The sequence below is a fragment of the Roseovarius sp. THAF8 genome, assembly GCF_009363735.1.
Taxonomy (GTDB): Bacteria; Pseudomonadota; Alphaproteobacteria; order Rhodobacterales; family Rhodobacteraceae; genus Roseovarius.
In genome coordinates, this window is sequence record NZ_CP045410.1 from 1,238,429 (window position 1) to 1,249,949 (window position 11,521).

Here is an 11,521-nt window from a genome sequence, read left to right on the forward strand (position 1 = left end):
AATTCCTTTGTCTTACTCATTCAGATAGTCGCCAGCACGGATTTCGTGCGGCGGTTGGCGGTATAGGCTTCGCGACCAAGGTCCTTGCCCAACCCGCTGGCCTTCCAGCCGCCGGTGGGCAGGATGTGGTCGCGCGATCGGCCATAGCGGTTGATCCAGACCGTCCCCGCCTCGATGCGGCCCGCAACGCGCAGCGCGCGGGCCAGGTCGCGGGTGAAGATGCCGGAACACAGACCGTATGTCGGATGCGCCGCCATGGCGATGGCTTCTTCCTCGGTCTCGAACGTCTGGAAGGTGGCGACGGGACCGAAGATTTCTTCGGTGACGGCCGGATTGTCCGGCGACGGCCCCGCCAGCAGCGTCGGCCGGTAATAGCTGCCCTCACGATCGAACCGCGCAGCACCGCACAGCGGCTCGGCCCCGTGCTCGCAGGAGGCGCGTACAAGGCTGTCGATACGGCCAAGCTGCGCCTCCGAGATGATCGGGCAAAACCCGGATTGTGCGTCCCAGGTGGCTGCGGGCTCATGCCGGTTGAACCTTTCGGTCAGGCGCCCGGCCAGCTCGTCGGCGATGCTGCGGGCCACGATCATCCGCGACCCTGCCACGCAGAACTGGCCCGCGTTGGGCAATATGCCACGCTCCAGGCACTCTGTCGCAAGGTCGAGATCGGCATCCTCGAAAACGATCATCGGGCTCTTGCCGCCCAGCTCCAGCGTCATTGGCTTGATGCCGCAGCGTGCGACGTTTTCCATGATCGCGGCACCGGCGCGGGTAGACCCGGTAAAGGAGATCTTGTCGATCCCGGGATGCCCCGTGATCGCCCCGCCGGTTTCGGGACCGTCCCCGAGAACCACGTTGACCAGCCCTTCGGGCAGACCGGCACGCACTGAAAGCTCGGCCATGTAAAGCGCGGACCAGGGCGTCATCTCGGACGGTTTGAGAACCACTGCGTTGCCGGCTGCAAGCGCCGGTCCCAGTTTCCATCCCGCCATCGAGATCGGGAAATTCCACGGCGTGATGGCGCCCACCACGCCATGCGGCTCCGAGGTAATCATACCCAGGCTTCCCTCTGCCGTGGGCGCCAGCGTGTCGCATTCCTTGTCGGCGAACTCGGCGAAGAACCGGATCTGCTCGGCGGTCACGGGGATGTCCCCGGCCACCGTGTCGGACACGGGGCGGCTTGAACAGACCGCTTCCAGCCGGGCCAGTACGGGGGCCTCCTCTTCCATCAGGTCGGCCCACCGATGCAGCGCGCGCAACCGTTCGCGCGGGGCCGCACGCCCCCAGCCGGACGTGCGCAGAGCGGTGCGCGCGGCCTCGACCGCGCGGTCCACCACCGCCATGTCCGCTTGGGGCACTGCGCTCAGCGTGGCACCGTTCGACGGGGCCGTCACTGTGATTTGGCCGCGGGCGGGCACATAGCGTCCACCGATGTAATGCCCGCGGGGCAGCGTCAGCTCCGCAGGATCGAAGGCAAGTGTCATGGTCACCTCTCGTTGGTTGTCCACAGTCTGACGTGATCGGATTGGCAACACTTGCCGAAAGCGTTCGGATGGCGGCATTTTTCGCCGCCAACGCCATCATGGGACGCAGAAGATTGTGTCGCTCATTCGCGCGCGTCGGCGCGTGCGGCCAACAGGCCAAGCGGCGCTGGACGCGCCGGCGGCTGTGATCGCAGACGGCTCACGGAGGCCGGATCGCACCCCGCCTGCGCCGCCATCACCTCGGCCCCCGCAATCTGGCAGTACCGACCCTGGCAGCGCCCCATGCCGACACGGCTGAGCGACTTGGCCCGGTTCGCCTCCTTTCCGGACAGGCTCAGGCTCCGGCGCAGCTCGCCCGCGGTGATGCCTTCGCAGCGGCAAAGGACCGCTCCGTCCGGCACGGCCCGGACCATCTCCGCAGGCCAGGGAAACGCGGCGGCGACCGCCTTGGCGAAACGGGCCATGCGCCGCATCCTTCGAATATCGCCATCCTGCTCCCCCGTGTCCACGGGATGCCCCAGATCGGCAAGGCAGGCGCGCGCGGCCAACCGCCCGGCGATCTCCGCTCCGTCGGCTCCCAAAAGACACATCCCGTCCCCCGCCAGATACAGCCCGTCCCGGACCCGTCCTGCCATGTCCGTCCGGGGCAGCCACTGCGCCCATGTATCCGACCACGCGAACTCTGCCCCCGCCAGATCGGCCAGCGCCGTCTCGGCGCGCAGGTGCCACCCAAGCGCCACGGTATCGCAGGGCGTGCGATGATGCCGACCGCCTGCGTCCCGCCAGGTGATCGCGGCAGGGCCGCTCCCATCGCCCTCGATCCCCGTCAGGTTGACACCGGCCGAGTATCGCCGGCCCAGCCCGATCCGCAGCCGCAGACCGCGCAACGTGACCCCCGGCCGGGCCAGCGCCATACCGATACCGCCCCGGACTTGAGCACGCCATGGCGCGGTGTCCAGCACCGCAGCCACCGTCGCCCCCGCGGCAATCAGCTGCGAGGCCACCAGCGTCAAAAGCGGCCCGGAGCCCGCCAGCACGATCCGCCGTCCGAGCGCCACGCCCTGGGACTTCAGCGCTATCTGCGCGGCGCCCAGCGTGTAGACGCCGGCCATCTGCCATCCCGGCACCGGCGCCAGCCGATCGGTCGCGCCGGGCGCGAGCAGCAGGCAATCGTACGGCAGCGACAGGACACCGTCAGGAGAGAGCACCTGAGCGCTCCCGTCCTGCAGACCCAGGACACTGCACCGAGGGTGATAATCGATCTGCCGGTCACGCACGAGGGCATCGAACGTCTCGTGTAAGTTCATGGCCTTCCCGGCCTCGGATCCGTACAGGGTACGCGGCGGGCGCAGGAAGCCTTCGGGGGGGCGACGATAGATCTGGCCTCCGGCGCGTGCACCCTCGTCCACGACAACCGGGCACAGACCGGCGGCGACGAGCGTTTCCGCCGCGCGGATGCCCGCCGGCCCCGCCCCAACAATCAGAACGCGCGTCATGGCCCGGGCCAGCGGTCGGGCGGGGCCGGGTGCAACCGCATCCCCTCTTGCAGCAATGTCGAACAGGCGCGCAATCGCGGGCCGTTCTCTTGCCAGAGCCAGCAATCCTGGCACGCGCCCATCAGGCAGAACCCCGCACGCCGTTCCGGTCCGAATTCCGCGTCCCGCAGCGAGGGCTCCGACGCCAGGATCGCCGTCAGCACCGTGTCGCCTTGCAAACCGAAAAGCGTACGGTCTCCGAACGTAAAGGCCAGAACGGGACGGTCCGCCTCGGCCACCCGTTGCAGGCGCCCTGTTTCCGTCGGACCGGCCTGGCTCATTCCGCGGCCTCGACAGTGGCCTGCAAGTGCGGGATATCCGGAAAACGAACGCAGGTCTCTTCGAACGCGGCACTGACACCTTCGGCGCCTGCGCGTCCGTCCATCCTGCGGAATATCTCCGTCTTGACGAAAAAGCGCCAATGCACGGGCAGCGCCATCAGGATATCGGTCAGGCGCGCATAGGCCGGGGCCGTCCATTGCGCTTCAAACGCCTCTCGCTCGGGTCCGAAATGGAAATGTCCTTCATGCGCACGGGACTCGGCCCGCAGCCTGGCGGTCGCCTCTTCGTCCACCGCTCCGGCGACGATCACCACGCCATACTCGCTTCGGGCAGCCTCTTCGGATACATGCCCGCGCCGCACGTCCAGTGCGACACGCCAGGCTTCGCGCTCCATCGGGTCGCCGCGACCACCACCGCCGGCCGACCGCAGCGAAAGCACATCGCCCGGCTGCAGGATTGCGGTGTCGGCGCTGCCCATCCCGCGGGCCTCCGGCGTGCCGGGATTGACCACCATCTCGGCCAGCCCCGCCGCGCGCCCGCCCAGAACGCCCCAGGGGCGGAAACGCGAACGGTCGCGGTTGCGCGCCGTGATACGCGTGTCGGGCGCAAAGACGCGGAACGCCATTTCCGTGGCCAGCCCGCCGCGCCAGCGCCCTGCCCCGCCGGTATCCTGGGCCAGACCGTATTTCACGAATTCCACCGGCACCTCGGTCTCGGTGATCTCGATCGGCGTGTTGCGCAGATAGGCGGCGTCCGCGCCCGACCCGTTGGTGCCGTCACGGTCGGGCATCCCGCCGCCGCCGCCCACCACGGGGTTCACCGCCGCGATGATCTTCTGTCCGCTGCGCTCGTCATGGGTCATGACGTTGACGATGCAGTTGTTGCCCGCGGGCGCGGCGGGCATCCGCTCGGGCACCGCCTGGCTGAACGCACCGAAAATGACCGAGCGCAGCCGCGCACAGGTCAGCGACCGCATCCCCACCGCCGCCGGTGCGACGGGGTTCAGCACGGTCCCCTCAGGCGCGATGCAGGTGAATGGCCGCGTGATGCCGGTATTCAGCAACAGCTGCGGATTGAGGGTGTAAAGCACATAGTAGACCCCCACCATCAGGATCGTGTGGCGCGGGTCGCCACCCGACGGCACGTTCAGCGACGAGCCGAGTTGCGGGTCCGATCCGGTAAAATCCAGCTCCGCGGTGTCGCCACGGATGCGCAGGGTCAGGTTCAGACGGCAGGGATTGGCGAAATCGCTGTCCTCGTCGGCGTAATCGGCGAATGTATACTCACCGTCGGGGATCGCCTCCAGAATCTCGCGCGCCTGCGCTTCCGCCTGATCCTTGAGTGCCGCGACGCCTGTCAGAAATCCGTCCCGCCCGAAGCGGTCCAGCATCGCATGAACCTTGCGCTCGCCGGTGTTGAGCGCGCCCACCAGCGCTTTGATGTCGCCGATATTCAGGCCCGGTTTGCGCACGTTTGTCTCCATGATCCGCAGGATCTGCGCATCGAAAACACCTTCGTTCACCAGTTTCATGGGCGGGAAACGTACCCCTTCCTGGTGGATCTCGGTCAGCGACCGCGACAGTGACGCAGGCACAGCGCCGCCCATGTCTGTGTTGTGGATATGGCCGCCGGTCCAGGCCACGATCTCGCCGTCGCAAAAGACAGGCTTCCACAGGTGCGTGTCCGGTGCGTGGGTCGCCACGTGCCCGGAATAGGGGTCGTTGGTAAAGGCCACGTCGCCGGGACGGTAATCGTCGATCATGTCGATGGCCCGCCCGTAGGTCAGTCCGGGATACCACGTCGCACCCAGTTCCATAGGCACGGCAAAGGTATCGCCCAGGCGGTCCATGATCATGACCGTGAAGTCCTGCGTCTCCTTGACGAAGGCGGAATGCGCCGTGCGGTGCAAGGTAAAGGCCATGTTCTCAGCCGCGGCGCGGGCGTGATTTGCCAGAACCCGAAGGGTCATCTTGTCGGTCATGGGGTCACTCCGCGAATTCAAGGTGTATATTGAGATGGCGGTCGACATGCGCCGCGGCGCCATCTGGGATCGCCAGAGTTGTGTCCTCCTGGCAGACCACGGCCGGACCGTGGAACGCCGCCCCCGGCACAAGGTCGGTCCGCATGAACAGAGGAATGTCGCGGGCGCCGTGCAGATGCACCTGTACGTGCCGCGCGGGCAACGCGGGCGCCGCGCCTGTGTCAGCCTCTTCGGTCATGTCGGGCTTGGGCGTGATGCCGATGGTCGAAAGCCGCAGGTTCACAATCTCGATTGCGCCATTTCGGTCCTCGAAATCATAGATCTGGCGGTGCGCCTCATGAAACGCCCCGGCGATGCGTGCCGGATCGGTCAGCCAGTCAGGCTCCAGCGCCGTTTCGATCTCATAGCTCTGCCCGGCATAGCGCATGTCCGCCGACAGCCGCACCTCCGCCGGGCCATCGTGACCTTGCGCCGCGAGCCAGGCCTGCCCGTCGCGCCGCAGCGCTTCGAACGCGGCCCGCAGTTGAGGCACGGCGCCGGTATCAAGCCCGGTAAAGACGGTCTGCAGGAAATCGCCCCGCATGTCTGCCACGAGGCCACCCAGTGCGGACACCACCCCTGGCCGTCGTGGCGCCAGCACCCGCGCCATGCCCAACTCACGCGCAAGAAACGCCCCCAGCATCGGCCCGCCACCGCCAAACGGCATCAGCGTGAAGTCCCGCAGGTCCACCCCGGCCCGAGAGCCCAGCTTCTCGACCTCGACGAACAGTTCCGACACCGCGATATCGAGGATGGCTTGAGCGGTTTCTTCCACGCTGCGACCCACCGGCCCGGCAAGACGCGCAACCGCCGCGCGGGCAAGGTCGCGGTCGATGTTCAGTTGGCCATAGGCCATTTCAACCTGCCCCAACCAGCCGCAGACGGCCATCGCATCGGTCACGGTAGGTGCGGTGCCGCCGCGCCCATAACATGCAGGCCCCGGGGTCGATCCGGCGGATTCCGGCCCGACACGCAGCACGCCCTGGCGGTCGACACTGGCGATGGAGCCACCGCCGATGGCGATGGAACTGACCGAGACCGACGGGATATGCAGCGGGAAGTCGCCAATTTTCTCGTCCGAGCCGTACTGGACCTCTCCGTCCACGATCAGCGCAAAATCCGCCGACGTCCCGCCGATATCCAATGTCAGGATTCTCGATGCCCCCGCTTGCCGCGCCAGCCAAGCCGCGCCCATCACTCCCGAGGCCGTGCCCGACAGGAGCATCGAAACACAGTCGCGTCGCCCCTCGAAGGCGCTCATCAGGCCGCCGTTCGACTTGGTCAGCAACGCCTTCGCCGGCACCTCGCGCCCCGCCAGTCTTTCCTCCAGCGCCGCCAAATAACCCGATACCCGCGGGTGGACATAGCCGTTCAGGATCGCCGTGGAACTGCGCTCATATTCCCGGATGACCGGCCAGACCTCGGATGAGGTGAAAACAAAGAGGTCCGGCGCCTCGGCCTCGATCATGCCCTTCACCGCTGTTTCCTGCGCCCCGTTGCGCCAGCTGTGAAGGAACGACACCACGATCCCTTCGGCACCGACACCGCGCGCGTGTTCAACCGCCTGCCGCACGGCTTCGGAGGTCGGCGCCAGTGGTTCGCTGCCGTCAGCCCGCAGTCTTACCGGAATACCGAACACTCGGTCGCGCGGCACCAGCGGCTCTGCCCTGTGACAGAACAGCGAGTACATGTCGGGCATGGCAAGCCGCGCCAGTTCGATGACGTCCTCGAAACCCTCGTTCGTGATCAGCGCCAGCGTCGCGCCCTTGCGCTGAAGGATGGTGTTGATGCCCACCGTTGTCCCGTGCACGAACCGCGTCACGCAGGCAGGGTCGAGCCCCTCGCGCTCGGCCAGAAGGTCGAGGCCAGTCAGAAGTTCGGCCCCCGGATCATCGGGCGTGGTCAGTACCTTGAGCGACGCGATGCGTCCGCTGGTCGTGTCCAGCGCGCAGAAATCCATGAAGGTGCCGCCAATATCGACGCCGACCTTCCAGTCCGCCGGGGCGCGAGTGCCATCCATCTTGCCTGGTCCTTTCCGTGATTTGCCATGACAGGACCAGATAAGCCGCACGCCGTCCAAGACTGATCGCGCGGCGGCGCATAAGGATGGCTTATGGCTCGGTCAAGGGTGTCGCGTGGAGCAGCTTGCGCATCGCCTCCTCGGCGCGGGAAAGGCTCCTGTCGCGCGCCACCAGGAGCGACACGGGCAGGCTCGGCGTGTCGCTCAGCGGTCTCGGCACGACGCCGGGAAACTGTGCCCACGGCAATAGCGCATCGACCAGCGCCACGCCCAGCCCGGCGCGCACGAACCCCGCCGCCGAGATCGAACTGTCGATTTCGATCTGCGGCGCAAAGGTCTCGCCGCGCCTGCGCATCGCCATGTCCAGCTCGTCATGCGGTCGGGTCTGGCTGCGATACGAGATGATCGTCTCGTCCTTCAGGTCGCTGTAGTCGAGCGCCTCTGCTTCCGCGAGAGCATGATCTTCGGGAAGCAGGCAGCAGAAATGCGTCGTGCCGATATGTTCGACCGTGATATCAGGCGGCAGGTCGTCATCCAGCGCAAGTGCCATCGACGCATCCCCTGTGCGCAGCAGATCCACCATCGCCGCCAGCGGCGCCACGTGAGTCCGCAGCACCACCTCGGGGTGATCCGCGCGAAACGCCCGAAGCGCCCGAGGCAGCAGCGACATTCCCGGTGGCGGCGACGCGGCGATGCGCACCAGGCCCGCCCGGCCCAGTCGCAAATCCGACGTCTTGCGCCGCAACCCTTCGAGCCCGGCAAACAGGCGCTCGGCCTCGGGGTAAATCTCGAACGCTTCGGGCGTCGGCCGCAAGCGGCCTTTTTCCCGGTCGAAAAGGTCGAAGCCCAGTTGCGCCTCGGTGTGAATAAGGATCTGGCTCAGCGCGGGCTGAGATATGTTGAGCAGTCGCGCCGCTCCTGTGACGGTTCCGGCCCGCATGACGGCGGTAAAGACTTCAAGCTGACGTGCGCGCATCATTCATATCCTATAGGTGCGACTTATAGCGTGCCACGTATCCGGTCTTTGACACAAGCGGCCTTGCAGCGTCTCATTGCGCAAATTCCTGTGTCGAAAGGACAGTGCTGCATGGATGCAATCGTTCTCGGTGGCGGTCTTATGGGAACGGCCTCGGCCTATTTCCTGACCCGTCGCGGAGTCCGCGTCAACCTGATCGAGCGCGCCCGGATCGGAGCCGGGGCGACCGTGGCCTCCTTCGGCAACATCCGGCGCAGTGGGCGTCACCTGTCGCAACTGCCCCTGGCCGCCCGCTCGCTGGCGATCTGGAACGAGGCGGAGACACTCCTCGGTCGCGACGTGGAGTTCCGGCCCACCGGGCATCTGAGACTGATTTTCGACGCCGACAGCCTGGAGGATATGCGCAGCTACGCCCAGGCGGCCCAAGCCGAGGGCCTGGTCCTTGACGAACTCGACCCGGCGGAACTGCACGCCCGGTTTCCCGGCATCGGCCCGGACGCCATCGCGGCCTCGTTCTCGCCGCGCGATGGATCCGCAAATCCCCGGTTGATCGGCCCGGCCTTCGCGGACGCGGCGGCACGGGCGGGCGCGTCGGTGATCGACGAAGCCCCGGTCTCGGACATCCGCAGGACCGGCACGGGCTTCACGGTCGAGACCGCCAAGGGCACGTTTCACGCCGCCCACCTGCTGAATTGTGCCGGCGCTTGGGGCCGCGCCATCGCCGCACGCTTTGGCGAGGACGTGCCCCTGGAAACCTGGGGCCCGCAGATGGCGGTGACCGAGCCTCTGCCGCACCGTATCGCGCCCGTGGTTGGCGTCTGGTCCCAGGCGCACGGCGCCTATCTGCGCCAGGTCGAACGCGGCAACGTCGTCTTTGGCGGCGCTGTCGACCGCGTGCGCGTTGCGGAGGAGCCGGGCTATGCAAGACCCGATCCCGCCCGCCTGCCCGCCCAGGTGGCGGCGGTCCTCAAGCTGGTTCCGGCGCTGGCGGACGTGGCCATCATACGTCAATGGTCGGGCTGTGAAGGCTACGTGGCCGACGCTCTGCCCGTCATGGGGCCCTCGGGGACGACACCGGGCCTCTTCCACGCCTTCGGGTTCTGCGGGCACGGGTTTCAGCTGGGTCCAGGCGTCGGCTCGGCCATGGCAGAACTGATCGCGACGGGGCAGTGCGAGACACCGCTGGAAGATTTCTCCATCACTCGATTCGCGGCATGAGATCAGAAGTCGGCAACCTTGCCCCACTGCCCTTTGCCGAAACGGGCAAGACGATATTGCCGGGTCTCGGTGATCGGCGTGCGCCCAAGAACCAGGTCCGCCACCAGGTGCCCGACGCCTGGCCCGATACCAAAGCCATGCCCGGACAAGCCCGCGGCCAGCACCAGCCCGGGCGTGCCGATATCGGCGTCGATCACCGGCACGCCGTCCGGCGTGCTGTCGATATAACCCGCCCATTGCGCCTGCACCGGCAGCCCGGCCAACCCGGGCAACAGCGCACGCGCGCGCTTCAGCGTCAGGTCGATCAGCGCCTTGCTGGGTCTTGGATCCAGAATGCGGGTGTGCTCCATCGGCGTCTCGCGGTCGAACGCCCAGGCCTTGCGCGTCTCGAAACCGGCGCGCCACGCCTGTGCGCCACCGGGGCGCAGAACCCGCCATCGCCTGGCGAACATGGGCAGGAAATGTCGCGCCCCGGCTATGGCCCCCGGCGTCGGATCGAGATTGGCCAGCCCCGAGACCGCCAGCGTATAGGCGCCGTCCCGGCGCCGCGTGGCGGACACCTTGGCAGTGTGCAGCGCATCCGGAATGCCCGTCGCGCCGGGCGCCACCGACAGGATCGAGCTGCGCGCCGAGGCCTGCGGGAACCCTATGCCGTGGCGGTACATGAAGCTGCCGGCCCAGGCCCCGCCGGCCATCACCGCCACCCGGGTGCGGATCGTCCCGCGCTCTGTGATCACCCCAGAGACCGCGCCGTCTTCGGTTTCCAGCCCGCGCGCCGCGCATCCCTGCACGACAGTGCCGCCGTGCTGGATGATCCCCGTCGCAATCAGCGGGGCCGCACGCGACGGGTCCGCAACACCGTCACTGGGCGACCATACACCGCCCTGCCAGTCCTTGCCGGTGGCCGATCCGCGCTGCGTTGCCTCGTCTGCGCTCAACATCCGCGTGTCCACACCCTCGCCGCGGGCAAACCGTCCCCAGCGCGCCCAGCCGTCCAGTTCAGCCGCATCGTTCGACAGGTACAACAACCCGCAGCGCTGAAAGCCCAAGTCCGCGCCGATATCGGCAGTCATCTCTTCCCACAAGCCAAGGCTCCGGGTGGACAACGGCAACTCGCGCGCATCGCGGTTCTGCTGGCGGCACCAGCCCCAGTTGCGGCTGGATTGTTCGGCACCGATCCGGCCTTTCTCCAGCAGGACGACGCTTTGTCCCGCGCGGGCCAGCCAGTACGCGGCGCTGACGCCGACGATCCCGCCGCCGATGACCACGCAATCGGCGTGCTCCGGAATTTCGCTGTGCGTTTCGATTTCAAGCAAAGGTGCAGGCATGATTATTCCATGTGTTTCTCGAAACCTAGCTGTAGAGTTTCGGTGCTTTGTGCCGCATATGGGAAATTGACCGGCAGATCGTTGCGTATTTGCCGGGGCTCGTGGGCGGGCAAACCACGGCATGGCGTGGGGCGCCGTTTCATGCAAGGACAGGACTGATGAGCAATTCGCAAAAGCTGGACCGCATCGACGTCAGGATACTGGCCGAGTTGCAGCGCAACGGCCGGATCACGAATGTCGAACTGGCCGATCTCGTCCACTTGTCGCCCTCCCCCTGCCTGACCCGCGTGAAGAAGTTGCAGAAATCTGGCTACATCACCGGCTATTCGGCGCTGATCAACGTGGCCAAGCTGGGCGAGACGCTGACCGTCTTCACCGAATTCACGCTGAAGAACCATCGTCAGATAGATTTCGCCCGCTTTCAGGAGGCCCTTGAAAAGATCGACAACTGTGTCGAATGTCACCTGATTTCGGGCGGTTACGACTATCTGGCAAAGTTCGTCACGTCCGGTATCAGCGACTATCAGGAAATCATCGAGGACCTCATCGACCGCAGCGAGGTCATCGACCGCTATTTCAGCTTCGTCGTGATGAAGACCCCGTTCGTCAAGCGGCAACTGCCACTGACCCGGCTCTTTGCCGACACCCAGTGACACGC

General features: G+C 66.7%; 9 protein-coding genes. 2 read left to right on the plus strand and 7 right to left on the minus strand.

Annotated elements, in window-relative coordinates:
- Positions 1-20 precede the first annotated feature (20 nt).
- The 6 genes from FIU85_RS06020 to FIU85_RS06045 all read right to left on the minus strand — a co-directional run bounded on the left by FIU85_RS06020 (position 21) and on the right by FIU85_RS06045 (position 8,317).
- Positions 21-1,484, minus strand: a complete 1,464-nt coding sequence (locus FIU85_RS06020) for an aldehyde dehydrogenase (RefSeq protein WP_152496227.1) — start codon at positions 1,482-1,484, stop codon at positions 21-23.
- Between the two features lie 122 nt (positions 1,485-1,606).
- Positions 1,607-2,980, minus strand: a complete 1,374-nt coding sequence (locus tag FIU85_RS06025) for an NAD(P)/FAD-dependent oxidoreductase (protein WP_152496228.1) — start codon at positions 2,978-2,980, stop codon at positions 1,607-1,609.
- Complete coding sequence (locus FIU85_RS06030; RefSeq protein WP_152491634.1) at positions 2,977-3,300, minus strand: (2Fe-2S)-binding protein; 324 nt, start codon at positions 3,298-3,300, stop codon at positions 2,977-2,979. The genes FIU85_RS06025 and FIU85_RS06030 overlap by 4 nt, the downstream gene beginning before the upstream one ends.
- Positions 3,297-5,282: a hydantoinase B/oxoprolinase family protein gene (locus tag FIU85_RS06035; RefSeq protein ID WP_152496229.1), complete on the minus strand. Its 1,986-nt coding sequence runs from the start codon at positions 5,280-5,282 to the stop codon at positions 3,297-3,299. Before FIU85_RS06035 ends, FIU85_RS06030 begins: the two co-directional genes overlap by 4 nt.
- Positions 5,283-5,286: 4 nt before the next feature.
- Entirely contained in the window at positions 5,287-7,341 is a 2,055-nt protein-coding gene (locus FIU85_RS06040) for a hydantoinase/oxoprolinase family protein (RefSeq protein WP_152496230.1), read from the minus strand.
- A gap of 91 nt (positions 7,342-7,432) precedes the next feature.
- The gene (locus FIU85_RS06045) at positions 7,433-8,317 is read right to left on the minus strand and encodes a LysR family transcriptional regulator (RefSeq protein ID WP_152494410.1); all 885 of its coding nucleotides are present in this window, start codon (positions 8,315-8,317) and stop codon (positions 7,433-7,435) included.
- 111 nt (positions 8,318-8,428) lie between these two features.
- Between FIU85_RS06045 and FIU85_RS06050 the strand changes: the two genes are divergently transcribed.
- Positions 8,429-9,535, plus strand: a complete 1,107-nt coding sequence (locus FIU85_RS06050; RefSeq protein WP_152496231.1) for an FAD-binding oxidoreductase — start codon at positions 8,429-8,431, stop codon at positions 9,533-9,535.
- 2 nt (positions 9,536-9,537) lie between these two features.
- Here the strand turns inward: FIU85_RS06050 and FIU85_RS06055 are convergent, their stop codons facing one another.
- Complete coding sequence (locus FIU85_RS06055) at positions 9,538-10,863, minus strand: FAD-binding oxidoreductase (protein ID WP_152496232.1); 1,326 nt, start codon at positions 10,861-10,863, stop codon at positions 9,538-9,540.
- Positions 10,864-11,021: 158 nt separating this feature from the next.
- On the opposite strand from FIU85_RS06055, the gene FIU85_RS06060 reads away from it, so the two are divergent.
- Positions 11,022-11,516, plus strand: coding sequence for an Lrp/AsnC family transcriptional regulator (locus FIU85_RS06060; protein ID WP_152491629.1), 495 nt, complete (start codon positions 11,022-11,024; stop codon positions 11,514-11,516).
- Positions 11,517-11,521 lie beyond the last annotated feature (5 nt).